General features: G+C 71.2%; 21 protein-coding genes and 1 pseudogene. 7 read left to right on the top strand and 15 right to left on the bottom strand.

From position 1 onward, the window contains the following. Positions 1–128 precede the first annotated feature (128 nt). Entirely contained in the window at positions 129–809 is a 681-nt protein-coding gene (locus ACWD5D_RS13245) for a class I SAM-dependent DNA methyltransferase (RefSeq protein ID WP_451372765.1), read from the top strand. On the opposite strand, the gene ACWD5D_RS13240 is transcribed toward ACWD5D_RS13245, so the two are convergent. Genes ACWD5D_RS13240 through ACWD5D_RS13220 form a run of 5 tightly spaced genes read right to left on the bottom strand, consistent with a single transcriptional unit; the run spans position 806 to position 6084 of the window. Continuing rightward, the gene (locus tag ACWD5D_RS13240; protein WP_451372764.1) at positions 806–1375 is read right to left on the bottom strand and encodes a hypothetical protein; all 570 of its coding nucleotides are present in this window, start codon (positions 1373–1375) and stop codon (positions 806–808) included. The two genes, ACWD5D_RS13245 and ACWD5D_RS13240, sit on opposite strands and share 4 nt — an antisense overlap. Beyond that, positions 1368–2513, bottom strand: coding sequence for a hypothetical protein (locus ACWD5D_RS13235; RefSeq protein WP_451372763.1), 1146 nt, complete (start codon positions 2511–2513; stop codon positions 1368–1370). Before ACWD5D_RS13235 ends, ACWD5D_RS13240 begins: the two co-directional genes overlap by 8 nt. Positions 2514–2560: 47 nt before the next feature. After that, positions 2561–3499 (bottom strand): N-acetylneuraminate synthase family protein, encoded by a 939-nt coding sequence (locus ACWD5D_RS13230; protein ID WP_451372762.1) that lies wholly within the window; start codon positions 3497–3499, stop codon positions 2561–2563. Between the two features lie 12 nt (positions 3500–3511). Next, positions 3512–4741 (bottom strand): cytidylyltransferase domain-containing protein, encoded by a 1230-nt coding sequence (locus ACWD5D_RS13225; protein ID WP_451372761.1) that lies wholly within the window; start codon positions 4739–4741, stop codon positions 3512–3514. Positions 4742–4773: 32 nt separating this feature from the next. Continuing rightward, on the bottom strand, positions 4774–6084 hold the full coding sequence (locus tag ACWD5D_RS13220; RefSeq protein ID WP_451372760.1) for a DUF6716 putative glycosyltransferase: 1311 nt from the start codon (positions 6082–6084) through the stop codon (positions 4774–4776). 198 nt (positions 6085–6282) lie between these two features. Here ACWD5D_RS13220 and ACWD5D_RS13215 point away from each other — a divergent pair, with 198 nt between their 5' ends. The 4 genes from ACWD5D_RS13215 (at position 6283) to ACWD5D_RS13200 (ending at position 12899) form a co-directional block, all read left to right on the top strand. Continuing rightward, positions 6283–7260 carry a glycosyltransferase family 2 protein gene (locus tag ACWD5D_RS13215; protein WP_451372759.1) on the top strand — a complete coding sequence of 326 codons (978 nt, stop codon included), beginning with the start codon at positions 6283–6285 and terminating at the stop codon, positions 7258–7260. Next, complete coding sequence (locus ACWD5D_RS13210; RefSeq protein WP_451372758.1) at positions 7257–8591, top strand: polysialyltransferase family glycosyltransferase; 1335 nt, start codon at positions 7257–7259, stop codon at positions 8589–8591. Before ACWD5D_RS13215 ends, ACWD5D_RS13210 begins: the two co-directional genes overlap by 4 nt. A gap of 236 nt (positions 8592–8827) precedes the next feature. Then, positions 8828–11500, top strand: a complete 2673-nt coding sequence (locus ACWD5D_RS13205) for a glycosyltransferase family 4 protein (protein ID WP_451372757.1) — start codon at positions 8828–8830, stop codon at positions 11498–11500. Positions 11501–11756: 256 nt separating this feature from the next. Continuing rightward, the gene (locus tag ACWD5D_RS13200) at positions 11757–12899 is read left to right on the top strand and encodes an acyltransferase family protein (RefSeq protein WP_451372756.1); all 1143 of its coding nucleotides are present in this window, start codon (positions 11757–11759) and stop codon (positions 12897–12899) included. A 522-nt stretch (positions 12900–13421) separates the two neighbouring features. On the opposite strand, the gene ACWD5D_RS13195 is transcribed toward ACWD5D_RS13200, so the two are convergent. Next, a complete protein-coding gene (locus tag ACWD5D_RS13195; protein WP_451372755.1) occupies positions 13422–14585 on the bottom strand; it encodes an acyltransferase family protein in 1164 nt (387 codons plus the stop codon). A 234-nt stretch (positions 14586–14819) separates the two neighbouring features. Between ACWD5D_RS13195 and ACWD5D_RS13190 the strand changes: the two are divergent. Then, positions 14820–15486: pseudogene (locus tag ACWD5D_RS13190) on the top strand (FAD-dependent monooxygenase); the annotation flags it as partial. An 18-nt stretch (positions 15487–15504) separates the two neighbouring features. On the opposite strand, the gene leuE reads toward ACWD5D_RS13190, so the two are convergent. Together leuE and ACWD5D_RS13180 are read right to left on the bottom strand one after the other, a co-directional pair. Then, positions 15505–16155, bottom strand: coding sequence for a leucine efflux protein LeuE (leuE, locus tag ACWD5D_RS13185; protein WP_451372754.1), 651 nt, complete (start codon positions 16153–16155; stop codon positions 15505–15507). Positions 16156–16244: 89 nt separating this feature from the next. After that, complete coding sequence (locus ACWD5D_RS13180; protein WP_451372753.1) at positions 16245–17828, bottom strand: acyl-CoA mutase large subunit family protein; 1584 nt, start codon at positions 17826–17828, stop codon at positions 16245–16247. A gap of 81 nt (positions 17829–17909) precedes the next feature. Here ACWD5D_RS13180 and ACWD5D_RS13175 point away from each other — a divergent pair, with 81 nt between their 5' ends. After that, complete coding sequence (locus tag ACWD5D_RS13175; protein ID WP_451372752.1) at positions 17910–18764, top strand: L,D-transpeptidase family protein; 855 nt, start codon at positions 17910–17912, stop codon at positions 18762–18764. A 262-nt stretch (positions 18765–19026) separates the two neighbouring features. Here ACWD5D_RS13175 and ACWD5D_RS13170 read toward each other — a convergent pair whose 3' ends face one another. The 7 genes from ACWD5D_RS13170 to ACWD5D_RS13140 form a co-directional block, all read right to left on the bottom strand. Continuing rightward, positions 19027–20100: a hypothetical protein gene (locus ACWD5D_RS13170; protein ID WP_451372751.1), complete on the bottom strand. Its 1074-nt coding sequence runs from the start codon at positions 20098–20100 to the stop codon at positions 19027–19029. After that, entirely contained in the window at positions 20100–20762 is a 663-nt protein-coding gene (locus ACWD5D_RS13165; protein ID WP_451372750.1) for an RNA polymerase sigma factor, read from the bottom strand. Before ACWD5D_RS13165 ends, ACWD5D_RS13170 begins: the two co-directional genes overlap by 1 nt. A 431-nt stretch (positions 20763–21193) precedes the next feature. Beyond that, complete coding sequence (locus ACWD5D_RS13160; RefSeq protein WP_451372749.1) at positions 21194–22030, bottom strand: hypothetical protein; 837 nt, start codon at positions 22028–22030, stop codon at positions 21194–21196. 172 nt (positions 22031–22202) lie between these two features. Continuing rightward, positions 22203–22835 (bottom strand): RNA polymerase sigma factor, encoded by a 633-nt coding sequence (locus tag ACWD5D_RS13155; RefSeq protein ID WP_451372748.1) that lies wholly within the window; start codon positions 22833–22835, stop codon positions 22203–22205. 240 nt (positions 22836–23075) lie between these two features. Next, entirely contained in the window at positions 23076–24032 is a 957-nt protein-coding gene (locus tag ACWD5D_RS13150; RefSeq protein WP_451372747.1) for a L,D-transpeptidase family protein, read from the bottom strand. A gap of 253 nt (positions 24033–24285) precedes the next feature. Further along, positions 24286–24714 (bottom strand): hypothetical protein, encoded by a 429-nt coding sequence (locus ACWD5D_RS13145; protein WP_451372746.1) that lies wholly within the window; start codon positions 24712–24714, stop codon positions 24286–24288. 166 nt (positions 24715–24880) lie between these two features. After that, positions 24881–25753 carry a hypothetical protein gene (locus ACWD5D_RS13140; RefSeq protein ID WP_451372745.1) on the bottom strand — a complete coding sequence of 291 codons (873 nt, stop codon included), beginning with the start codon at positions 25751–25753 and terminating at the stop codon, positions 24881–24883. Between the last annotated feature and the right edge of the window lie 597 nt (positions 25754–26350).

Below are 26350 nucleotides of genomic sequence, written 5' to 3'. Positions count from 1 at the left end.
TTCCCGCTCGGCCTGTCCACTGACCGGACCACACGGTCCGCCCCCTCGAACGGGGCTCGGACCGGGCTCGGACCGGGCCTCGCGGACCCCACTCCACGGCCGGATCCGCCCCGGTAGGGTGCGGCGGCGTGAGCGACACGAACGCGGAGTTCCTGCAGACCACCCGCTCCTCCTACGACGCCATCGCCAAGGACTACACGGCCGCCCATCCGAGCGGCCTGGCCCATCCCCTGGACCACTCGCTGGTCAGGGCCTTCGCCGAACTGGTGACGGCGAACGGTACGGCTCCCGTGGCCGACCTGGGCAGCGGCCCCGGCTATGTCACCGCCCGCCTGCACGAGCTGGGCGTACCGGCCTTCGGGGTGGACGTCTCCCCGGCCATGGTGGGCCTCGCCCGCGAGGCCCACCCCCAACTGCGGTTCCACGTCGGCTCGATGACGAGCCTGGACCTCCCGGACGCCACCCTCGGCGGCATCCTGGCCCTCTACTCGACCATCCACGTCCCCGACGAGCACCTGCCGACGGCCTTCGCCGAGTTCCGCCGCACCCTGGTCCCCGGCGCGCCGGTCCTGCTCGCCTTCCAGACGGCCACCGAACCCGGCCACCTCCATCTGGCCGAACGCTTCGGCCACGAGATCGACCTCCACTACTACTGGCGCACCCCGGACCGGATCACCACACTGCTCACACGGGCGGGCCTGGAGCCGACGGCCACGGTCGTCCGCGAACCGGAGGGCGAGGCCACCCGCCCACGCGCGTTCGTACTGGCCCGCAGGCCCGGCCCGGCCGACGGGAGCCCGGTGGACTAGTACTCCTTCGTCGCCGGTACGGCGTGGTGCGGGCCTGACGCGCCGGGACCCACGGTCGGCTGGTGCACGGCGGGAACGCCGGAGACGGTGACCGGCGGGTGCGGGGCGGGAACGCCGGAGACGGTGGCCGGCGCGTGCGGGGCGGGAACGCCGGAGACGGTGGCCGGCGCGTGCGGGGCGGGAACGCCGGAGACGGTGACCGGCGGGTGCGGGGCGGGAACGCCGGAGACGGTGGCCGGCGGGTGCGGGGCGGGAACGCCGGACAGGGCCGCCGGCTCAAACTGGGCCGGCTGCCCAGGTAGGGCCGTCTGGGGGTGCCGCGGTGTCGTGGGAGCGGCTCCCCCGCCGGTCGCGGGCCCGGCAGGTGCCGCCCGGGGCGCCGACGTCGGCTGGGGTGCGCGGTATCGGTCCGCGATGGCCGTGGTGCCGGTGGCCGGCAGCCGGTCCTCGGTGCGGCGCAGCTGGGTGGCGCCGGAGGCGGTGTGGCACAGGGGCGAGGACCGGGATCCCCCGTGTCCGTGACGCGACCGCGGCGCAGGGATCCTGGCGTGACCCCCGTTACGCAAGCCCGACTGTCGCCAGCCTGTGTACGTCCCGTGCCGTGCCCGTGACTCCGGACAGGAAGCCCTGGGCGCGGGGCGAGGCGTTCTCGGTGAGCCAGGTGGGGTCGATGTCGCAGACGGCGACCCGGACGCCTGTGCCGGCGAGGGCCAGCGGGAGCGTGTGGACGACCGTGGAGGGGAAGCTGAGAATCGTGCGGCCGATGGGTCCCCGGCGGGCGATCAGCTCCAGGGGGAGGTCCGGGCGGACGATCTCCAGGCCCGTCTCGGTGGCCAGGCGGTGGAGCTTGTCGGTGTGCTCGCGGCGGTGCGCGAAGTAGCGGGTGGCGCCGTGGGCCCTGGCCAGGTTGCCGACGGCTTCCAGGTAGCGGTCGCCGTCCACCACGCCGGTCTCGACCAGGGAGGTGCCGACCATGTCGGCGCCCTTGGTGATGCGCGGCGGCCCGAAGCGGGCGCGGGTCCAGGCGAAGTCGTTGGCGGTGACCGTGACGCCCTCGGGAGTCTCGGTGACCGGCATGGAGGAGAAGACCTCCACCCGGCGGCGGTCGCTCGGGGTGAGGCGGCGGCGGGCCGAGGAGGAGACGGGCGCGAAGAGCAGGTCGCGGGCACCGGGGCGACCGCCCTTGCGGTGCCAGCGGACCAGGCGCTCGCCGCGGGCCAGTTGGGCGACGAACTCCAGCGTCGCGGTGCCGTCGTCCACGACGACCAGGTCGCGGGCGCGGGTGATGGTCAGCAGCAGTTGGACGTACCGGGAGAACGGGTCGCCCATGACGATCCGGTCAGCCCGCCGGAGCGGGCCGGCGAGGCCGCCGATGGTGTGGAAGGGCGCGGTCGTACCGCCCCGCGCCTCCTCCCAGCGCACCCGGTGCCCCTCGTCCCGGGCCAGGTCGGCCATGCGGCGCAGCTGGCCCCGGGTCATGGGGTCGGTCGGGGACAGGACGACGACGGTGAGCTCCGCGCCGGTCGGCACCGCCGCGGCCGGTGTCCGCCGTACCTGGCCGGGCACGGTGGGCCGGGCCGGCTCGGCGGCGCCGCGCAGGCCGTGCAGGTGCGCCCACTCCAGTACGTTCAGCAGCTGTACCGGGCTCTCCACGAAGGCGAGCGTGTGAGCAGGGTGGCCGGCCTGGCCGGCGCGGGGGCTCATCGTCGTACGACCGTCCCGTCGTAGGGCAGTTGAGGCGATCGGGTCGGTCAGACCGAGACCGGCTCGCCCGCCGCCGCGGCGATCTCCGCCTCGGCGACGGCGCCGGCGACGCGGCGCAGCTTCTTCATCGGGCCGAGCTCGGAGTCGTAGACCTTCTTGACGCCGTCACCGAGGGAGGCCTCGATGGTGCGGATGTCGCGGACGAGGCGCACGAGGCCCTGCGGCTCGACGGAGGCGGCCTGGTCGGAGCCCCACATCGCGCGGTCGAGGGTGATGTGACGCTCGACGAAGGTGGCGCCGAGGGCGACGGCGGCCAGCGTGGTCTGCAGGCCGGTCTCGTGGCCGGAGTAGCCGATCGGGACGTTCGGGAACTCCTTCTCCAGCGTGTTGATCACGCGGAGGTTCAGCTCCTCGGCCTTCGCCGGGTAGGTCGACGTGGCGTGGCACATCAGGATGTTGTCCGAGCCGAGGACCTCGACCGCGTGGCGGATCTGCTTCGGGGTCGACATGCCGGTGGAGAGGATGATCGCGCGGCCGGTGGCGCGCAGGGCCTTCAGCAGCTCGTCGTCCGTGAGGGAGGCGGAGGCCACCTTGTGGGCGGGGACGTCGAACTTCTCCAGGAAGGCGACGGCCTCGGTGTCCCACGGGGAGGCGAACCAGTCGATCCCCTTCTCCTTGCAGTACTCGTCGATCTGGCGGTACTCGTCCTCACCGAACTCCACGCGGTGGCGGTAGTCGATGTAGGTCATCCGGCCCCAGGGGGTGTCGCGCTCGATGTCCCACTGGTCGCGCGGGGTGCAGATCTCCGGGGTGCGCTTCTGGAACTTGACGGCGTCGCAGCCGGCCTCGGCGGCCACGTCGATCAGCTTGAACGCGTTCTCCAGCTCACCGTTGTGGTTGATGCCGATCTCGCCGCAGATGTAGACGGGCTTGCCGGGGCCGACCTCGCGCGAACCGAAGGAGCGCAGACGGGAGTTGGTGCTCATCAGGGGGTGTCCTTACTTGGGGAGGGAATCGAGAGAGGGGCCGAGGATCCAGCTGGCGATCTCTCGGATCGCGCCGTCGCCGCCGGATACGGTGGTGACCGCGCGTGCGGCGCCGCGAACGACGTCGTGAGCGCTCGCGACCGCCACGGGCCAGCCCACGAGGGCGAAGCACGGGAGGTCGTTGACGTCGTTGCCGACGTAGAGCACGCGCTCGGGCGCGATGCCCTGCTCCTCGCACCACTGCTTGAGGGCGAGGTCCTTGCGGTCGATGCCGTGCAGCACCGGGAGCTTGAGCTTCCGGGCGCGGGCGGCGACCACAGGGTTCTGTTCCGTGGACAGGATCAGCATCTTCAGGCCGCTCTTGCGCAGCGCGGCGATGCCGAGCCCGTCTCCGCGGTGTACGGAGACGAACTCCCGTCCGTCGGAGTCGATCAGCACCCGGTCGTCGGTCTGGGTGCCGTCGAAGTCGAGGACGACGGCGTCGATGTCGTCGTGGGTGGGGAGGGCTCCGGGCCGGTCCGCGTCGAACAGCGGGGCCAGGGCGCGGGCGCGGGCCAGGTCGTGCGGGTCGTCGATCTCCAGCACGCGGGCCGGGTCGGTGCGCACCAGCTCGGTGTGGCCGAAGAAGCGGTGGTTGTGCTTGCGGAAGCCCGCCGCGTCCATGGCGTAGGCGGCGCCGGTCTCCAGGAAGTCCTGGGGGCGGTCCTGCCGGCGCGGGCGGTAGGACTTGTCGTGGTTGACGCCCACCCCGCCCTCGGACTCCTCCTCGGACTCGCGCCAGACGAAGCCGTGGAAGGGGGCCACCGTCACCGCGGTGTCCGCGCCGTTCTCCGCGACCGCGCCCGCCACTCCGTCGACGTCCTCACGGATGATGAAGGGGCTGGTGCACTGGACGAGGAGAACCACGTCGACCCTCGCGCCGTGCAGCGCCTCGTGGGCGTCCATGGCGTGCAGGACCGCGGCCTCGGAGGTCGCCGTGTCCCCGGCGATGGCGGCGGGGCGCAGCACGACCTCGGCGCCGGCCTGCCGCGCGGCGGCCGCGATGGCCTGGTCGTCGGTGGAGACGACGACGTCGGTCACCAGCCGGCTCGCCCGGCACTCGCGGACCGCGCGGGCCACCAGCGGGATGCCGCCGACGGGCATGAGGTTCTTCGCGGGTACGCCCTTGGAGCCGCCGCGCGCGGGGATCACCGCGAGCACCCGGCGAGCCGAAGCGCCTGGGCCTGCTTCCGAGTGGGACATGGGCTGTTCTCCTTGAGGTGGTATCCGGTCGCTCACAGCTCCCCCATCCGGCGGATCACGGGGGCGACGCGCTGCACGCCGTGGCGGTAGGCGCCGCGTGCGGCCCGGCGCACGATCTGGCGGACCGGTCCCGGCTCCTTGTCGGCGGCGGGCGCGCCGGGCAGCGGGGCGCCGTCGGGGCCGAGGTGGTGGCGGGCGAGGATGCCGGGCAGGTAGCCGGGCGCGGTCTCGGGTGTGTAGTACGGGTTCAGGGGCGGCAGGCCGCCGGGCCGGTCCAGCAGCCCGGCGATGCGCTCGCGGGCCGTGTCGAAGGCCGTCGCGTAGGACCCGTCGGCTGCCACCCCCTGCCGGGCCACCCACTCCTCGTCCGGCGCCGGGCGGTGTCCGGCGTCGAGCTGGTCCCAGGAGGCGAGGCACCCGGAGCCGGTGAAGTGGTGGTTGCCGAGCACCTCGCGCACGCCCAGGTCGGTCAGGACGACCGTGGGGATGCGCCGGTGCAGGGCCTCCAGGGCGGCGGTGGAGCTGACCGTGACCAGCAGGTCGGTGCGGTCGAGCACCTCGCCCATGTGGCCGTAGACCAACTGGAAGTTGGCCGGCACGTCCTTGCCCTGGACCAGCTTCTGGTAGGGCAGCTCCTCGATGTGCGTGGTGTGTTCACCGGGCTTGGAGCGCAGCTTCAGCAGCACCTCGCGCTCGGGGTGCCTGCGGGCGTGCTCGATCAGCCGGTTCAGCAGGTACGCACGGTACCTGCGGCTGTCCGGGACGGACGGCTGGGCCGCGAACACCACGGTGTACGGATCGTGTTCACCGGTGTACGGCTCGCCGCCGAGGAAGGGCAGCGCGACCTCGGTCACCGCGGACGCGTCGGCGCCCACCCCCTCGTACACGGCGCGGAACCGGTCCGCGTCGTGGGCCGAGTTGGCGAGGACGAGGTCCGCGCCGTGCCGCAGCAGCAGGCCGTCGGCGAGCTTCTCGTAGACGACACCGACGTAGCCGGTGACGACGACGGGGCGCGGCCTAGAGCCCCAGGCGTGCCGCAGTCCGTGCAGCATCGCCTGCACACCGCCGCCGACCAGCGCGACGACGAGGATGTCGTAGGACTCCTCGCTCATGGCGCGCAGGAACTCGACGCCGCTCACCTCGCGCAGGGAGTCGGCCTGGACGCCGACTTCCTGGAGCTGGCGGGCGGTGGGGGTGGCTCGTCCGCGCAGGAGGTAGCCGTCGAGCTTCATCTCGGCACCCGAGGGGGCGACGCGCTGCGCGGTGAGCGCGCCCCACTTCCATCGGGTGTCGGAGTCGGCGAGGACGGCGACCCGCAGGGACTTCGTAGCACTTGCTGGCACGTCGAAGACGCTAGGAAGGCATTCCGAGGTTCGGCCCAACCCGAACACAACAAACGGTTAACAGCACATCGCCGAATGGCGAATCGACCCAGAAACGCGTGCGGAAAAGTCCTGGTTCACAGGCTCGCCACACGGCATTCATCTGCCATCAAGTTGCTGTCCAAGACTCATGACGGGCGCCGCCCTAACGTCCAGTACGTGGTCAAGCTCTCCGTCATCGTGCCCTTCTACAACGTGCAGCAATACGCGCCCGACACTCTGAGGAGCCTCAGACGGAACGCGCGTGCAGACTTCGAATTCATTCTCGTCGACGACTGCTCGAACGACGGGACACCCGGGATTCTGGCGCGCGCCGAGCGCGAACTGCCAGGCGCGGTGTACGTCAGACACGAGAAGAACGGGGGACTCGCCACCGCACGCAACACCGGCATCGACCGGGCGCGTGGCGAGTACATCACCTTCCTGGACGGCGACGACTGGCTCGCCCCCGGTTACTATCCGCAGCTGGTCGCCGCCATGGAGTCGCTGGGCTGTGACTTCCTGCGCACCGATCATGTGCAGACCATGGCGCGTGCGCGCACCGTGCACCGGGTGCCGGTCGGCCGCCGGAACACGGTGCTCGAACCGCGGGCGGCGATCCTGCCCGCCGACCGCTCCACCTCGGTCGACTACGCGTACGCCTGGGCGGGGATCTACCACCGCCGGCTGGTCGACAAGGGACTGCTGCACTTCACCGACGGGCTGCGCACGGCCGAGGACCGGCCGTGGATCTGGAAGCTGCACCGGGAGGCGGAGTCCTTCGCCGCGGTGAGCCTGCTCGGCGTGTTCTACCGGCGGGGCGTCGCCTCGTCGCTCACCCAGATCGGCGATGTGCGCCAGCTCGACTTCATCCGGGCGTTCGACCAGGTCATCGACGAGACCGCCCAGGACCCGGAGTCGGGCACCCTCCTGCCGAAGGCGGTCCGCACGTACTGCGCCATCATTTCCCATCATCTGGGATCCATCGAAAGGTTCGAGCCCGCGGTGGCGAAGAAGCTGAAGTCCATGAGTGCGGCCGCGCTGCGGCGCATGCCGCAGGACGTGCTGGAGGAGGCACTGGACTCCATGGACCTCCAGCGCGCCACGAGGCTGCGCCGGCTGCGCCGCCGGCCGGCCTCTTCGGGGGTCGCCGCGTGACCACCCAGATCTTCCAGGCGTCCACGCTCTACGGCATCGCCACGCTCGCCGCCGCGCTGGACTCCGGCTGCTTCCGTCCCGCCGACCGCCGCATCCTGCTGGTCTGCAACAACGCCGCGACGCCCGAGACGACGCCGGGCCCGGACGGGATGCCGGGCTTCGAGCGGTTGCGCGACCGGTTCGACGACGTGCTGTCGTACAACGAGACGATCTTCCCCTTCCACCCCGGCGGCTGGGACCCGCGGGCGGAGGACATGCCGCTCTGGGAACGGTACCTGCGCCTCGCGTGGGAGATCGGCGACGACGACGTCGAGTTCGCGGTCGAGTCGATCCAGGTCAACCCGTCTCTCGCGCTCACGCAGATCTTCACCGGCGCGCCGGTGACGGTGTACGCGGACGGCCTGATGAGCTATGGCCCGACGCGCAACAAGATCGACCCGCTGGTCGGCACCCGGGTGGACCGGGTGCTCCACCTCGACCTGGTGCCGGGCCTGAAGCCGTTGCTGCTCACCGAGTTCGGCGTGGCGGGCGAGATCGTGCCGACGCCGGCCTTCACCAAGGTGCTCGCCGAACTCGCCGGCGGCGGTGACGGGCTGCCGGAGATCGAGGAGCCGGCGCTGCTGCTCGGCCAGTACCTCTCCGCGCTCGGCATCCTCAGTGCCGACGACGAGGAGAACCTGCACGTCCGCATGCTGAAGGGCGCGTTCGAACTCGGCCACACCAAGATCGTGTTCAAGCCGCACCCGACGGCGCCGGCCCGCTTCGCGCGCACGCTGGAGCAGGAGGCGGAGATGCTCGGCGCCGAGCTGACCGTCCTGGACACGCCTGTGCTGGCCGAGGTGCTGTACCAGCGGATGCGTCCCGCGCTGGTCGTCGGCTGCTTCTCCACGGCGCTGCTCACCGCGTCCGCGCTGTACGGCCTGCCGGTCGCCCGCGTGGGCACGGAGCCGCTGCTGGACCGGCTCTCACCGTTCGAGAACAGCAACCGCGTCCCGGTCACCGTCGTCGACGCGCTGCTGCCCGAGCTGTCGGACCGTGCCGCGGTCACCGAGCAGCGCCGGGGGACGGACGTCGACGCGCTCGGCCGGCTGGTGCGCGCGGTGGGCTTCGCGATGCAGCCGAAGATCCTGCCGCGGCTGCGCCAGGAGACCGAGGCATTCCTCGCCGAGAACCTCGACGCCAAGACCCTGCGCTACTTCAAGCGCAGGCGCCTGACGTCACTGGGGCTGCCGGGCGGAGTGCCCGCCCAATTGGGGTTCATCCCGCGCAACGCCACCGTGCGCCGCGTGGCGCGGCGGGCGTTGGCGTTGAGGAGAGCCATGAAGGGGTGATCGCGGAGCGGAACCCCCGAAGCTTCTTGTGGTCGCACGGTGCAGGCGACCGTGCGACCACAAGAAGCTTCCTTGTTTTCCCCTCCCGCACAACGACGCATGACCCAGAGTTCACCGAGGGTTCCCCCCTGCTTCAATCACAGGCACAACAAGGTCGGGTTTCATTCACTCACAAGAAGGCTCGGGCCGGACCGTGGTGAATATACGACTGGCCCCATTGAAGATGGATCAGGTCCATGCGCATCGCTGTGTTTGTCGAGAACCGTAATGGCGTCGGTCTCGCTTCGGAGATCATGAAGACGCCGGGGGCCGGGGCTCACTCCTTTCACCTGGTCACCGCCGACCGGGACGGCGATGTCGCCGGATGGATCGAGCAGGAGGCGGCGGCGCGCTTCGACGACCTCAAGGTGCACAACCTCTTCCAGGTCGATGAGGCGCTGAGTGGCGCGGAGTTCCTCGAGGAGGTGGGACACCGCGTGCGCACGTTCACCGAGCAGGAACGCATCGACCGGCTGGTGTTCTTCAACGACCAGTCGCAGCGCGGGCGTCGGGTGGCCGGGGAACTGAACCGCACGCTACCGCTGGTCCTCGTCCAGGACGGGCATCTGGACTTCCACTTCAAGAAGACCGACGCGGGCCTGCGCGACCAGAACTGGTACTACGGGTCCTCCTCGCCGGCCTCCGTCTGCGTGTGGGGACCGGCGACAGCGCATCATCTGCTGTTCCGCTCCGCGGATGCCGACGCGCCCGTCCACATCACCGGGGCGCTCGGACACAGCGACGACCCTCTGCTGCTGAGAGCGTCCCGCTCGACCACTCACCGGCACGCCAAGCGCCCTGGTGAACCGCTGCGCATCGTCGTCCTCGATCAGCCGCTCAGCGACCAGCGCAAACTCTCCCGGGCCGACCATCGCCAGCAGCTCACCGAACTGTGCAAGGCACTCACCGCCTTCGGACAGGTGGAGATCAAGCCGCACCCCTCCACGCTCCAGGGGCATCTCAAGTGGCTGCAGACCGTTCCCGACGTCTCCGTGCTCGACGAGAGCGCGCTGCTGGAGGCCGAGGCGCTCGACGGCTATGACCTCGCGATCACCTTCTTCTCCACCACCTATCTGCAGACGCTGCGGGCAGGCACGCCACTGATCCTCTTCAGCCCGCCTCCGCTCAACATCGTCTTCCCGACGATCAATCATCCGCTGCTGCGCAACGTCGGCACGGTCGGTGAACTCGTCGACGTCGCCGCCGAACTGCAGCGCTCGGGCAAGTTCAGCGCCAACGTGCACGGAGAGCCCGTCGAACACTTCATCTCCTTCCACGACGACGTCCCGGCCCGCGTCCTGCGCCGCATCGAGGAGGCCGAGATCCCCGTCGAGCGTCCCGCGCCGCGCTGGTCGGCGCCGGCCGACGGCGCTCAAGCCCCCGCGTCGCGCGCCGAACGCGCCCTGAGTGCTGTCGAGGGGCGGCTGAACAGGCCGCGCTCGCTGGCCATCCTCGGACTGGGATTCTCCTACGTCACCGGCGTGGCGATCCCTGTCCTCACCTACACCCAGGCGCTGCTCGCGCAGAGCCCCGTCGACATCCGCTACTTCGACCTCGGGGTCTACTCGCGTACCGAGGACGTCCTGGCCGACCTGGGGGGCGCCGAGGTCGTCCTGATCAACAGCCTCGCCCCGTTCTGGCGTTCGCCGCTGGCCAACGAACTGACGGAGGCACTCCAGGCCTCGGGCCGCTCTGTGGTGCTGTACGCCCATGAGACCGAGTACGTCATGAACTTCGAGGGCGAGCAGCACGCACTGCGGCACGCCGAGATGCTCAAGGTGCTGCCCAAGATCAAGGTGCTGTGCGTCTCGACCGCGCAGGCCGACATGTTCCGCCAGCTCGGTGTGAGCGACCCGGTCGTCGTGTACAACACGGTGCCGCTCGACACCCACCGTGCCCGGGCCCGGCAGACGCCCGGTGAACGGCCACGGATCGTGATGGTCGGTTCGATGCAGGACCGCAAGGGTCTCGACCTGTTCTCGCGGGTCGCGGAACTCGCCTACGCGCAGGGCCTGCCGTGGCGGTTCGCGTGGATCGGCCACAAGACGTGGCGAATCGGTCCCTCGACGCTGCTTTCGGACCGTGTCGAATGGATGGGAGCGCTCTCCCGGGACCGGGTGCGCGAGGAACTGGCTGCTTCGGACGTCTTCTTCCTGTCCAGCGTGGACGATCCGATGCCGCTGTCCGTGGTCGAGGCGGTGCAGCAGCGTCTCCGCACGGTCACCTACCATCGGGTGGGCTCCCGAGAGGTACTCGAGGGCGTGCCCGGCTACCGCTCCTTCGCCGAGTACACACCGGAGGCGGCGCTGGACGCGCTGCGTCATGTGCTCGACGAAGCGGTCTCGGAGGCCGAGTACCGGGACGTGGAGGAGTTGTTCGACATCTCCGCTTTCACGGCCCGGATGACGGCCGCGCTCAACCTGGCAGGACCTGAGGACACGGTTCGCGCCCTGCCGGAGGGCGATGACCGACAGCCTGACGGCGATACGTCGTACGGCGAGGGGCCGTTCTCGGCGGTGCTCTCCCGAAACGGCAAGTATCTCGCCGAGGACTTCAACCGGCACTTCACCGCGGGCAAGTACGACGACGCCCTGCGCGTGGGCACGGAGATCCTGCGGCGCAGACAGCCGGTGGACGTGCTCATCGGTATGGCGGAGATACGGGCTGGACGAGGCGACGTCGACGAGGCATGCCAATTGCTGTCCGCAGCCGCGATCGCGGGAGGGGACCGCGCCCGTGTGTGGTCCGAGGTGGCACGAGTCGCCGAGAAGCTCGGTGCCCGCGGCCGGTCCATCCGGCAGCTCGCGCGCAAGGAGTCGATGCGCATCCAGTTCGGCAACCGTTCGGGTCGGCTGCTGAAGCTGGACTGAGGCGACAGGGGCCGCACGGACGTCCGGGAAAGGTATCGGGAACCGTACGTGACCTGGAGATGACCCCTTGGGAACAACTGGCCGCAGGCGGTTTCCATCGAACACAAGCCCCCAAGGGGAGTCCTAGAATTCCCGTTGACGATCCTCCTTCGGCCTGGGCCTCCTCCGGTCAGGAGTGTGTGCGCATCCAGTGGGGAGTGCGTACGACGACAACCCGCGGTGTACTGCGAGGGGTGCCAGCGTGACCGAGACGGTCGTGACCACACAGAATGCGCGATCCGCCGAAGCGGCGCCCGTTTCTGCGGCGAGCACGCCGACCGTGCCCGCGCCGCCGGCGAAACGTACCGGCGGACGGCTCCGCGCCCTCGACGGGCTGCGGCTCATCGCCGCTCTCATGGTGGCGCTGTACCACTACGGCGGCCGCGGCGGCTTCGTCACCCAGGCCTGGGGTACCTCGCCCAAACAGCAGTTCCCCACACTGCACACGCCGTTCGCCTACGGCTGCCTCGGTGTCGAGATCTTCTTCGTCATCAGCGGGTTCGTCATCTGCATGAGCGGCTGGGGCAGGCCGCTGCGCTCCTTCTTCGCCTCCCGCGTGTCCCGGCTGATGCCTGCGTACTGGGTGGCGGTCGTGCTGGTCACGGCGGTGTTCGCACTGCCGGCGGTGGTGTACGAGACGGTGTCGCCGAGCGATGCCCTGGTGAACCTGACCCTGCTTCAGGAGCCGCTGGGTGTCGACCGGGTGCTGGGCGTCGACTGGACGCTGTGGGCGGAGATCCGCTTCTACGCCCTGTTCGCCCTGCTCGTGGTCCTGCCGGGCGCCAGCAGGCGCCGGGTGGTCCTGTTCTGCGCCTGCTGGACGATGGGCGCCGCCGTCGCGCAGGGGGCCGGGCAGCCTCTGCTCGACATCGTGCTGATGCCGCAGTACGCGCCGTTCTTCATCGGCGGGATCGGGCTGTATCTGGTCCACCGCGACCGCAGGGACGCGCTCGCGTGGGGGATCGTCGGGGTGAACTTCCTGATCGCCCAGCACTACGCGGTACGTGAGCTGTGGAACGCCGCGGATCCGAACGCCTTCGCCCATCGCACCTCGTACGGCATCATCGCGGTCGTGGCCTTCGGCTTCCTCGCCGTCGCCGCGATCGCGCTGGGCTGGCTGGACTGGGCGAACTGGCGCTGGCTGACCGTGGCCGGGGCGCTGACGTACCCCTTCTACCTGGTGCACGAGCACCTGGGCTGGGTGGTCATCCGCACTCTGCACCACGGTCTGCACCTGCCCTCGTCGGTGACCTTCGCCGGAACGATCACCGCGATGCTGCTGCTGGCCTGGCTGTTGCACCGGTTCGTCGAGGACCCGCTGACACCGCGGCTGCGCAAGGCCCTGAACCAGATCCGCTGAGGCCGATCCCCCGTCGATCGTCGGCGGCCGGCGTCGGACCGGACCGGCTCTTGCGGCCGGCCTGCCGCGGACTGCCGGGGCGGGCGGGCGGACGCGGCGACTGTGGGCGACGTCGGCCGGCGGGCGTTGAGGTCGTCACCTAGCGGGCCGGGTAGGCGTACGTCGCTGTGCCGGGACTGCCCGGTGCCGGACAGGGGCAGGCGGGAGAGCATGCCTGCCGATCCGGACGACCGGGAAAGGAACATCGGGGGGCGGCGAGGACATCGACGTCGGCCACTGTGGCCCGCCCCACGGAGGCTGGTGGGGGGCGGGCCACAGTGGCCGATGCCTGGGCCGAGTGGGCGGAGGGGAGGACGCTGACGCGGTTGTCCGCTGCGGCGGCCTCGGGCAGACCTGGCTGATCCACCGGTTCGCCGGAAAACCGCTCGGGCCGCGCCTCACGAAGGGCTTGCCCCGGGCGAGGTCGGGATTCCGTTCACCAGGTCTCCCATGGTGAACGTCACGCTCCGACCTCCGCGGATCTCATCCCCCCGCGTTCCGCAGCCGCGCGAAGGACGTGTCCAGCCCCCGCTTCAGCATCCGTGCCACCGGAGCCTCCACGAACCGGTGCACGAGCCAGCTCAGCACCAGGAACCCGGCGATCACCGAGGCGACCAGCAGCCGCGCGTCCATCGCGTCACTCATCCGGTTGATGAACGCCGTACCGGCCGCGTAGTGCATCAGATACAGCGGAAACGTCAGGCTCCCGGCCGTCACCAGCCACTTCCACCGGATGCCGTCCGTCGCACCGAGCGCGATCGCGACCATGACGAGCAGAAAGACCGTGAAGATCAGCACGCTCCCCCGCCATCCCGACACGTGCTCGACGTTCTCGATCCTGAGCCCCAGCTCCCGCTGCCCCATCAGCCACGCCATCGCGAGGATGCCCCACAGCAGCAGGTCCTGACCGAAGCGGTGCATGAGATAGAGGGCGAGGCCGGCGATGAAGTACCAGGCGCCGCCCGGGTCGGCGGCCAGTGAGAGGAGATCGAACTTCGCCACCGGGGCAGCCATCGCCGCCGCGCCCCAGACACAGCAGAAGATCACGACCTTGCGGTACGTCAGCCCGGTGGCGACCACCACCATGAACAACAGGTAGAAGCGCAGCTCCGACCAGAGCGTCCAGTACACACCGTCCACGTTCGGCACACCGGAACCGGACTGCAGCATCGTGAAGTTGAGCAGAATGTCGCGGGGCCGAAGACGGTCCCAGACGCCGGGCAGCGCCACCAGGACGACCGTCGTGAAGACGATGGCGAACCAGTACGCCGGATAGAGGCGGATCACCCGGGAGACGAAGAACTGCCGGGGCGTACGGCCCCAGCACGACATGCAGATCACGAAACCACTGATCACGAAGAATATCTCGACACCGATCCAGCCGTACGTCGCGAAGTGGAACACCGTCGGCATGATGTCGGACACCGGCCGGTCCCAGACCGCGTTGTGCGGCTGGTCGACCCGGTTGGTGCCGGCGTAGTGATGCAGGGCGACCATCAACGCGGCGACGAGCCGGAGACCGTCGAGGGCGTAGAGGCGACCACGCTCGCGTTCCGGCCGGGGCGACGTGACGAGCGCGTCGGGCGACACCCTTCGCAATGGCTGAGTCGGCCGGTCGTCGGCAAGCGGCGGGAGCGACTGCCGCATCCCGCCCGCGTCCCTCGTGGCTGTCGACGCCCCTTCGTTCGCACCACGCATTCAGACCCCAGCCATCCCTCGGCCCCGCTCATCTGCTCTACCGAACAGCCACACTAAGGTGCCACATTTGCCCTACAGGGACTCAGTAGGGATATTCGGAACATTGACGACATGGAGTTACCTCAACTCTCAATGTGAATCCCCGCGCTGTTCGCCAAGAGTTCACGCGAAGCCCATCGCGGAGGCATCCGCAAGGTCGCCGCCGCACGCTCGCACCTCGCGCCTGGGGACATCACGCAGGTGCGCCGGGCCTCGGACTTCCGCCCGCGCGCCGCCCTCGCCGACCGCTTCCGCTCGGGGCGGGTCTTCCTCGCCGGAGACGCGGCGCACGTCCACTCCCCGGCCGGCGGCCAGGGCCTCGACACCAGCGTCCAGGACGCCTACAACCTCGGCTGGAAGCTGGGTGCGGTCCTGCGCGACGGCGCTCCGGAGACGCTCCTCGGCACCTACGAGGAGGAACGGAGCCGGGCCGCCGCGGACGTGCTGGGCCTGTCGACGCGCGTGCACCGCGGCGAGGCGCGGCGCGGCGAGGCAGACACGCCAACTCGGCCTCGGCTACCGGGAGTCGTCACTGACCTCGGAGACCCGGTCGGCCGCGGCGGGCGTGCGCGCGGGTGACCGGGCGCCGGACGGTGTACGCCTCTTCGACGCGTTCCGCGGCCCGCACTGGACCCTGCCGGGTCCGGAGGCCCCCGAACCGGGCCCGTGGGTGCGGACGGTACGGGACGCGGCCCCGGGGCCGTACGGCCCCGGTCCGTTCCCGGTCCGCCCGGACGGCTGCATCGGCTGGGCCGGAGACACGGCGGCCGGACTCTCCTCCTGCCTCACCCGCGTCGGCCGCACCGCCTGACGGCTGGGCACCGACCCGCTAGGAACTGGCCAGCGACAGCTTCACCGCGAACCCGAGGAACAGCGCGCCCGCCGCCGACGTGGCCGTCGCGGACAGCCGCTTGCGGCGGCGGAAGGCGGCGGCCAGGCGGGTGCCGCCGAATATCAGCGCGCTGAGGTACAGGAAGCTGGCCACCTGGGCGAACGCGCCGAGAACGACGAAGGAGAGGGCGGGGTAGGCGTAGCCCGGGTCGACGAACTGCACGAAGAAGGCGACGAAGAACAGGATCGCCTTGGGGTTGAAGAGGCTGACGACCAGGGCCCGGCGGTAGGGCCGCTCCTCGTTCGCCGCGACGGGCGCGTCCTCCGGGGCGGCCTGCTCCCGCCGGGTCCGCCACATCGCCCACGCGGACCGCATCATCCCGATCGCCAGCCAGGTCAGATACCCGGCACCGGCGTACTTCACGATCCCGAACAGCACGGCGTTCGCCTGCAGCAGGGAGGCGACCCCGGCCGCCGACAACGTCATCAGGACGGCGTCGCCGCAGAACACCCCGGCGGCGGCGGTGTAACCGGCCCGCACACCGCGCCGGGCGGCCACGGAGAGGACGTAGAGGGAGTTGGGGCCGGGCAGCAGGACGATCAGAACGAGGCCGGCCAGGTAGGTGGGGAGATCGATGACGCCGAACATGGTAAGGAGTGTCGCACGGAAGCGCGCCTGTCAGCAGTGCTCGTCCGGAGGATGAACACGCACAGTCCGAGGCGCACTTGAGTCAGCCCTCAGAAAGCGACATTCGGAACATAAGTCCCCCACACCTCCCGCAGCGCGTTGCACACCTCCCCCACCGTCGCGCACGCCCGCAGCGCCTCCTTCATCGGGTACAGCACGTTCTCCTCCTCCCCCTCCGCCGCCTTCTTCAGCGCGGCCAGCGCCGCGTCCACCGCCCCCTGGTCCCGCTCGGCCCGCAGGCCCGCCAGGCGTGCGGCCTGGCGGGCCTCGATGGCCGGGTCGACGCGCAGGGGCTCGTACGGCTCCTCCTCGTCCAGCTGGAAGCGGTTGACGCCCACCACCACCCGCTCCCCGGAGTCCGTCTCCTGGGCGATGCGGTACGCGTTCCGCTCGATCTCGGCCTTCTGGAAGCCCCGCTCGACCGCCGCCTCCGCGCCGCCGAGGTCCTCGACCTTGCGCATGAGGTCCAGCGCGGCCGCCTCGACCTCGTCGGTCAGCTTCTCGACCGCGTAGGAGCCCGCGAACGGGTCCACCGTCGCCGGCACGTCCGTCTCGTACGCCAGCACCTGCTGGGTGCGCAGCGCCAGCCGTGCGCTCTTGTCCGTGGGCAGCGCGATCGCCTCGTCGAAGGAGTTGGTGTGCAGGGACTGGGTGCCGCCCAGCACGGCCCCGAGGGCCTGCACCGCGACCCGGACGAGGTTCACCTCCGGCTGCTGGGCCGTCAGCTGGACCCCGGCGGTCTGGGTGTGGAAGCGCAGCATCCAGGACTTCGGGTCGCGGGCGCCGAAGTCCTCCCGCATCACCCGGGCCCAGATCCGCCGCGCCGCGCGGAACTTGGCGACCTCCTCCAACAGGGTCGTACGGGCCACGAAGAAGAAGGACAGGCGGGGGGCGAAGTCGTCGACGTCCATGCCGGCCGCGACCGCCGTACGGACGTACTCGATGCCGTCGGCGAGCGTGAAGGCGATCTCCTGCGCGGGTGACGCGCCCGCCTCGGCCATGTGGTAGCCGGAGATCGAGATGGTGTTCCACCTCGGGATCTCGGCGGTGCAGTACTTGAAGATGTCGGCGGTCAGGCGCAGGGAGGGCTTCGGCGGGAAGATGTACGTCCCGCGCGCGATGTACTCCTTGAGGACGTCGTTCTGGACGGTGCCGGTCAACTGGTCCGCGCCGATCCCCTGTTCCTCCGCGACGAGCTGGTAGAGGAGCAGCAGCAGAGCGGCCGGCGCGTTGATCGTCATCGACGTCGACACCTGGTCCAGCGGGATGCCGTCGAACAGCACCCGCATGTCCTCGATCGAGTCGATCGCCACGCCCACCTTGCCGACCTCGCCGTGCGCGAGGGGCGCGTCGGAGTCGTGGCCCATCTGGGTGGGCAGGTCGAAGGCGACCGACAGGCCGGTGGTGCCGTGGGCGATCAGCTGCCGGTAGCGGGCGTTGGACTCGGCGGCCGTACCGAAACCGGCGTACTGGCGCATGGTCCAGGGGCGGCCGGTGTACATGGTCGGGTACACCCCGCGGGTGTACGGGTACGCCCCCGGTTCGCCCAGCTTCTCGGCCGGGTCCCAGCCGCTCAGGGCCGCCGGCCCGTACACCGGCTCGATCGGCAGCCCCGACTCCGACTCGTGCGCCATGGATGCCTCCGCAGGTCCGTTTCGTCCCTCTTCACCATGCCCCGTAGTTCGTCCGCCCTCACGCGGGGAAACATCCCCGGCATGAGGATCCCGGGGAGACCCGCCGCCGTACTCGTCTCGTGTGCCGCCCTCGCCGCGCTCTGCGGCTGCACCCTGCAGCCCCAGGCCGCCGACGGCAAGAACCGCTCGCCGGTCCACGTCGAGCTGCCCTCCAGCCGCGCTCCCGACCCCACCCGGACGGCCGAGGACGACCCCACCGGGAGGGCCCCGGGCACCCCCGCCGCCAAGCCCGCGCGGCCGGCGCCCGCCGTCCTGTGGTCGCGCGGGGACAGCGGCCCGGCCGTGCGCGAGCTCCAGGCCCGGCTGCGCCAGGTCGCCTGGCTGTTCGACGGGCCGACGGGGAGCTACGACGATCTGACCGAGCAGGCCGTCAAGGGCTTCCAGGGCAAGCGCGGGCTGCCCCGGACCGGCGAGACGGACACCACCACCTGGCAGCGGCTGCGGGCGATGACGCACCGGCCGGGGACGTGGGAGCTGTATCTGATGGGCGGCCAGCCGGCCGCCGCGCCCGACCCGCGCTGCCTGACGGGCCGGGTGCTGTGCGTCAGCAAGACCAGCCGGACGCTGCGCTGGATGGTCGACGGGCGGACCGTGTCGACGATGTCCGTCCGCTTCGGCAGCCAGTTCACCCCGACCCGCGAGGGTGACTTCCACGTCTACTGGAAGTCACGGCACCACGTGTCGACGCTCTACCACTCGCCGATGCCGTACGCCATGTTCTTCAGCGGAGGCCAGGCGGTGCACTACTCCTACGACTTCGCGGCGCGCGGGTACGCGGGCGGTTCGCACGGCTGTGTCAACGTGCGGGACGAGGCGGCGATCGCGGAGTTGTTCGCGCAGGTGCGCGACGGCGACAAGGTCGTCGTGTACTGGTGAGGCGCGCAGGACGGACACGGTAGGAAAGATGCGGGGCGCGGGCGGGACCGGGGGAACGTGTCCCGCCCGCGCCGAGGTGCACGAGCCGCAGGTACGGGGGGAACCCCGGCTCAGTGCGACGGCCGATGACCAGTCGGCTCACTCATTACTGCGTGACGCGGGCCGGAAACGTCACACCCTGCGCGAAAAAAAATTCACGGGCGACAAAATCGCAGGTCAGCGAGGCATCCGGCGGTTCGGGGCAGCGGGCGAACAGGAAGTGTCACGACGGGCTCGGCGCGGGTGCCGGGGAGCCGGCCGCGCGCTCGGGGTGCGCCGGCGCGACGGCCTTGGCGACGGGAGAGGGCGCGCCTGGGCCCACGCGACGGTGCTTGCCGTCGTGGCCGCGGTACCGGCCTTCGTGGACGTCGTCGTCACCGCCCCGGCCGCCTGCGTCCCCCTTGTCGTCGCCGCTGCCGCCCTTGTCCCCGCCGCCGTTCGCACCGCCCGAGGAGGCGTTCTCGGCGGCGGCCAGCACGGCCTCGCAGTACGTCTGCACGTGCGCCGAACCGCCCGCCCTGTCCTCCAGGACCCGCTTGCGGCCGACCCCCGGCTCCTTGCCTTCGCGCAGGGCACGGCAGGCCGTGGCGGACTTCTTCCACCAAGTGCGGGGATTCCCGGAGGCCACGCCGGAGCCCGGCTGGGCACCCTTGCCCTTGCCCTTGTGCCCGCCCGGGGACTCGTCGGAGGACGCGCCGCGGGAGGATCCGTCCGGGCCTCCGCCGGGCGTGGCCGTGGCGGAGCCGAGGTCCGGCGAGGGCGGCGGGACGGACGGCTGCCCCGAGGTCTCGTCGGCGGAGACGGAGGCGCCGGGCGCGGGCCGCGCGTGGTGGAACGGAGTGGGCAGCACACCGCTGCCCGCGGCCACCGCGACCCCGCCGAGCGTGCCGGCGGCCAGCGCCGCGGCGAGCGTCAGCCGGACCGGGCGGGCCCAGCGGGGGCGGCGGGAACGGATTCCGGTACGGGGCGGGGCGCCGATGCGGACCAGGCCCGCGTCGTCCTCGGGTGCGGGCAGGCCGGGGCGCCGGCTCGCGGTTGCGGCGCCGAGGTCGGCGCCGACGTGCTCGGCGCCGACCGCCTCGCGGTCCTTGCGGGCCTCGCGGAACGCGGCCAACGCGGCCTGTTCACCGGGGAGTTCGCCCGTCGCCGCAGCCGTCCCGGCGGAGAGTGAGCCGAGCGCCTCGGCGAGCCGTTCCGCCTGGTCACGGGCGAAGGCGTCGACGGCTTCCAGCGACTCACCGCGCAGCAGGCGTTCGGCCGTCTCACGGTTCAGCCACTTGTTGTGCTCGTCGGCCATCACATGTCCTTCTGCGTCCGCGCACACGTATGCGTCACACTCGCGGACGTCACCGCACCTCCGCGTGGTTCTCGCTGGGCCGGAAGCGCCTCGAGCACGCCCGCCGATTCCGGATCCTCGCCCAGCAGTTCCGCGAGCCGCTTGAGGCCGCGGTGCGCCGCGGTGCGCACGGCGCCCGCGCGTTTGCCGAGCGTCTCCGCCGCGGACTTGGCGTCGAGGCCGACCACGACGCGCAGCACGACCGCCTCGGCCTGGTCCTGCGGGAGACGCGCGATGAGCGAGAGGGTGCTGTCGGTGGTGAGGGCCTCGATGGCCTCGCCGGCCGTGTCGGACTCGGCGGCCCGCCCGGCCAGCTCGGTCTCGTCGCCGCCTATCGCGGGACGGCGGCCGCGCATGCGTATGTGGTCAAGGGCGCGGTTGCGGGCGATCCGGGCGGCCCAGCCGCGGAACCGGTCGGCGTCACCGCTGAACCGGTCGAGGTCCCGGGCGATCTGCAGCCAGGTCTCCGACGCGACGTCCTCCGCGTCCGGATCGCCGACCAGTGTGCGCACGTAACCGAGCAGCCGGGGTTGCACCGCGCGGTACACCGTACGGAAAGCCGTCTCGTCGCCGTCCTGTGCCGCACGCACCGCGGCGGTCAGCTCCGCGTCGTCCCCCAGCACCGCACTCCCTTTTACGCCTGTCCTTCGGTCGGCGCGAAAGGCACGTTACGGCGTTAACTGCTGCTCGTCCATGTCCATAGAAGATGCAACTAACTCGTGACCCGTCAGAAAGTACGCCAGGTTCCGCGTCAGGGTGTGACAGAAAGAGCACGCTCGGCGCTGAGTTAAGTACGGGCCGCCGCGCGGCCCGTACCGCGCGACGGCCGGGGCCTCTCCTGTGGGGGGTGGCGGCCCCGGCCGTCTCCGCGTCGTCTCCTTCTTCGACCAGGGTCAGGCGTGTCCTGAGTTCCGCCGCCCTGAGTTCCGCCGCCTTGAGGCCGCACCCTCGGCGCCGGAATCAGCGGCTTCGGCCGGGGCTGCGCAGCAGACGCACCAGAAGCCGGACGAGCAGGCCGGCACCGGTGAGAGCGGCGACGGGGGTCACTGTCCCGTCACTTGTTCCCGTTGTTCGTCTCGGCGCTGTTGTTCGCCTTGCCGCTGTTGCCCGACGTGGCGTCGGTGCCCTTGCCGGCGTTCTGCCCGTCGTTCTGGCCGTTGCTCTGCCCGGCGCTCTGTCCGCTGCCGCCGCCGGTGTTCCCGCCGCCGGTGTTACCGCTGCCGCCGTGGCCGTTGTCCTGGCCGCCGCCCCGGCCGTTGCTCCCGCTCTGCGCGGCCCGCGCCAACTGGGCGGCGCAGTAGGCGGTGACCTGGTCCTTGCCGCCCGCGGCCGTCAGCAGCCGCTGCCAGGCCGTGGAGTCGAGCGCCTTGCCCCGGCCCTTCACCTGCTCGTACGCGCGGCAGTGCGCCAGCGTGTCCTTGGCGGTGTCCGGGTGATCCGGGTGCGCCGAGGACGCGGCGGACGACCCGGCCGAGGCACCGGCACCGGCCCGCTCCGGGGCGCTCGTACCCGGGTTGGCGTGCCCCTTGCCGCTGTCGGCACCGTGCGAGGAGGAGCCGGCCGCGCCGATCGCCGCCACGGCGACACCGCCCAGCGTGAGGCTCGCGACGAACACCGAGAGCGTGGCCTTCACCGACAGCCGCACGCGGCGCGACTCCCGGGGCCGCCAGTCGTCCCGGCGCCGGGTCCGCGCCCGGTGCGGGCCGTACAGACCCTCGTCCCGGGCGGTGCGGAACGCGGCCAGGGCACGCTGTTCGGCGGCGGGGTCGACGGGTTCGGCGGTGCGGAGGGCGGCGACGAGGCTCGCCTCCAGCCGGGCGTCCGCGGTGTCGTCGCCGGGGTGTACGTGCCGACGGCCGGACAGTCCGCCGCCGCTGTGCCGCTCACCCATGTCAGTTTCCGTCCCTGTCCGATCTGTGTGTCACGCGCCGTCTGTCACGTGCTCTCTGTCCCGCGGGATGCACCCGGCATCCCGGATTCATACGGCCCGCAGCCGCCGGCGTTCATCCGGCCGGCCGTGGGGGCCGTTCCACCACGTAACGCGACACGCTTCTCCGCACGCTTCATTTCGACTCCCCCAGCGTGCCGGGGCCCTCATCCGTCACACCTTCCGCCGTGACGTCGTGGACGCCCAGCTGACGGGCGAGCCGCTTCAGCCCTCGGTAGGCGGCCGTACGCACGGCGCCGGGCCGCTTGCCGAGGACACGTGCGGCGGCCGGTCCGTCAAGGCCGACCACGACCCGCAGCAGCACGGCCTCGGCCTGGTCGCGCGGCAGCCCGTGCACCAGCTCGAGGGCACGCGCGGTGGACAGGGACTCCAGCGCCTGGTCGTGGGTGCTCTGCGGTCCGGGCAGGTCCAGTACGTCCTGTTCGAGCGTGGTCGCCCGGGGCCGTACCCGCTGTCTGCGCAGATGGTCCAGGGCCCGGTGCCGTGCGATGGTCGCGGTCCAGCCGCGGAACCCGGTGCCGTCGCCCTTGAAGCGCCCCAGATCCCTGGCGATCTCCAGCCAGGCGTCGGAGGCCACGTCCTCGGCGTCGTCGCCGACCAGGCCGCGCAGATAGCCGAGCAGCCCCGGCTGGATGATGCGGTACGCGACTGCGAAGGCGGCCTCGTCCCCGTCCTGGGCCCGCGCGACGGCCGTCCCCAGTTCTCCGTCGTACGCCTGCACGCGCCGACGTTCCCCTCCGTGGCCCAAGAACCGTCCTCGTCCGTACCGAACACGCGCCCTTGTGCGGACCTGTGCTCGAGCTCATAGCGAATCAGCTCGGCGCGACACGAGTGTCCCGTGTCCCGCGTCCCCCAGGGACATCAGCGTCGCGGCTCACAGAAGTGTCACAGCTCGCGGGTCGGCCCCTGGTCCCGCCCGGGTCCTCCCCCAGTCCCCGCGGGGCTCTCCTCCGGTCCCCGCGGGGTTCTCCTCCCGCCTCGCCCGGCCTCAGCCGATGGCGATACGGGGGTGGGCGCCGGGCCTGATCCAGCCCATGATCTGATCCATCGTCGCGCGCGGCACGGACACACAACCGGCCGTCGCGCCATTCCCGTTGACGTGCAGGAAGATGCCTGCGCCGCGACCGGGCGTCGCGGGCCACCGGTTGAAGTTGATGACGAGCGCCTTGGCGTACTGCGTCGGGTAGTTGACCAGATGCTCGCTGCCCCGGTCACCCGACTCGGTGAGCGGGAAGTCGGCGCCCGACGCGCTGTGCATCGAGTTGTAGTACTTCGACTGGGGGTCCTCCACCCACCAGTCGGAGCTGTTGACGACGTGGTACGGCATGCTCGTACCGCTCGACTCGACCCCGAAGCCCTCGGTGATGCCGTACGTCCCGGTAGGCGTGGTGTACGTCCCCTGCTGCCGCGTCGCCCCGTTCGTGACGCCGTTGGAGCCGACCCGGCCGGCGCTCGTGCTGAACTGCGCCTTCCAGCCCGAGGCGCCCTTGGCCCAGGCGGTGACGGTGGCGTAGGAGCCGCTCGCCTTCACGGTGATGAGCTGGGTGGCGTCGCCCGGGGAGGCGGCGACGGGGAAGTTCGGGGCGGCTTGGACGGCGGGCGGCGCGGTGGTGGGCCGGCGGGTGGCGGCGGCACCGGGGGCCGCGCCCGTGCCGGGCGTCGCGGAGGCGCCGCCCTCGGCGCCCTCCTCGCCCTTCGCCGAAGCCGAGGCGGACGCGGACGCGGACTTCGACGGTGAGGTCGACGCCGACGCCGACGGGGAGCCGCTCGGCGATCCCGTCCCGCTCGACGCGTCGACCTCGACGGCGTCGGCCGCGGCCCCGGCCTTCGCCTCTCCCCCCTCCCCGTCCGATCCTCCACAGGCCGACGCCATCAGCAGGACACCGGCGACGGCCGGCGCGACGACGAAGCACGTACGGGCACGGGAACGCGAAGAGGGCAGCACGAAAAGACCCTTCGATGGGGGCAGCGGTGAGCAACAGGCACGCCCGAGAAACGGCGGCCGACCGGAACGAGGGCCGGTTATACAACAACGGCGGCCCGGGAGGCGACCGCGCGGACGAACCGGACTCTCGACGCGAACCGCCCGCTCCAGGGCGGTGTCGACATCCCCTCCCGCGCGGGCAACGACCGACACCGAGGCACCGACCAGCACTGACCTGCACTGACCTGCGCCGACGTGCACCGACCTGAGCGGGTCAGCCGACGTCGCGGCGCGCCCGCCCGTGCAGGGTCAGCCAGAAGGTCTGCAACGAATCCTCCGTGCCGCCCGCCTCAAACCGGTTGACCACCTTGCCCAGCGGGTTCCACACCCGCCCGTCCGGCATCCGCACCCCCACCGGCTGGCCGAAGTACATGCGCTGCTCGGCGTCGAAGTCCAGCCACGCCGCGCCCGCGCGGCGCACCAGCACCTCACCGACGTACGCCCCGAGCCCGAACAGCGGGTTCCGCGCCCGCTCCCGGTCGGCGCCGCCCTTGCGCAGCCCGTCGACCAGGAAGTCAACGACCCGCAGGCTGCGCTCGGAGTAGTCCAGCGGCAGCCGGCTTCGGGCGGTGGCACGAGCGACGAAGACGGCCGCGCACCCACGCATCTCGCTCGCACGCGGTCGCGTGTCCACTTCACCCATGACAACGTTCCCCCTTCGCTCAGGCCAGGGGGAGCAGTCGGCAGTTCCCCCGTGATCACTAAGCGGAATCCGCCTCTCCAACATCACGGGTCATGGACGTGTCAATCGCCACACGGAATCTCATACCGAATGCACAACCTTCTTACCTTGTCATGCGTCGCACAAGTCACTTCACACCGGGAGGCAGGGTGATGCTCCCCCTGAACACCCCACGGTTGTCGGCCCGTACCTCCTGACTCACCGTGATGTTCCCGCCCTGGAACGGCACGAGGAACGTGAACGCGTACCGGTGCGACACGGGCCGGTACCCGTGCGCCCTGTCCAACTCCCATGTCTCGCCGAAACTCTTGAGCGTGATCTGACCGTCTGTCGCCGTCACCCCCGCCTTGCGCAACTGACCGAGCGTGGGCTCCACCTCCCGCACCGCCCGCTTCAGCGCGGGACGGCTCCGCGCGGCCGTCAACTGCCACCCGGACGCACTGACTTGCAGCCGCACTCCGCCCCCCGTACGACTCACCGTCGCGCTCTTCGCGTACGCGGCGAACGCGTCCAGCTCACCCACGGGATCCTCGACGTCGTTCGCGATGTCCGGATCGGACAAGGGGCCCCTCTTCCACCCCTCGGCACCGTCCTTGACGTAGCCGGTCCCACCGACGACGTACACCACCTCGGGCTTCTTCTCGCCCTTGCCGGTGGTGACCGTGCCGTTCTGCTGAACCGCTCGGGGGTTGCCGGTGCGGTGCACGGTCGCGGCATACGTGGCACCGGACGGCGCCTGCCCCTGCATGACGGCTGACTCGCTGCCACGCAGGGCGAACGTCCACCCCTTCTCCGCCCCCAGGGCCTGCCGGGCCCGGGCGACGAACTGCGAGGCCGTCCGCGGCTCCGGAGCGGCGGACGGCTTGCCATGACGCTCGTTGCCCTTCGCCCCCGGTCCGTCCTGCGCGACCTTCCCCGAAGAGTGCCGCCCGGCCGGCTTCCGCTTGCCGTCGTGCCCCGAGCACCCCGACGACACAGCCATCGCGACCGCGACGACCACAACCCCGACGGCACGGCGCCGCCCACTCGGACGGACACGTATTCCGGTTCCGGACAGCACGTCACAACCCTTCGTCAGAGGCGGGAAGTTCGTTGGCGGCGTGGTTATACAGCAGAGGGCGGTACGGCAGCGAGCTCCCGGACAAAGGGGGCGTACGGAGCGTGGCAGCACAAAAGATGGCGGCTCACGCCATGGCCATCAGTCACCGGACCTTCCCCGCACCTCTGGCTTTCGGCACGAACCCTAGGCTGTCCCGGTGATGTCCTATACGCAGCGTTACATCAGTGGTGACCATGAAGGGGTCTGGTCGGACCTTCGGCTCCTCGGACCGGTCCCGGACTCTCTTCTCGAAGACTGCGCCGATGTGGCTGCGCGAACCATGCGACGGGTGGCAGCGCACGTAGGCCGGCTCGCTGAACAACTGGCGGCTCCGAACTGCGTGTACGCCCTGACTTCTGACCGGGTGCACACACACCGTCCGCCGCCCTGCCTCACCTCGCGCGCTCCCCCGAGCCTGGGCGAACAGCGGTCCACTTCCGGCCGAACACCCGGGGACGGTCTCTTCGTGCAACCGCCGGCCCGCGGTGGGGTTCAGCC

The sequence above is a fragment of the Streptomyces sp. NPDC002520 genome, from assembly GCF_053595235.1.
This window is presented reverse-complemented; position numbering and strand designations above follow the sequence as displayed.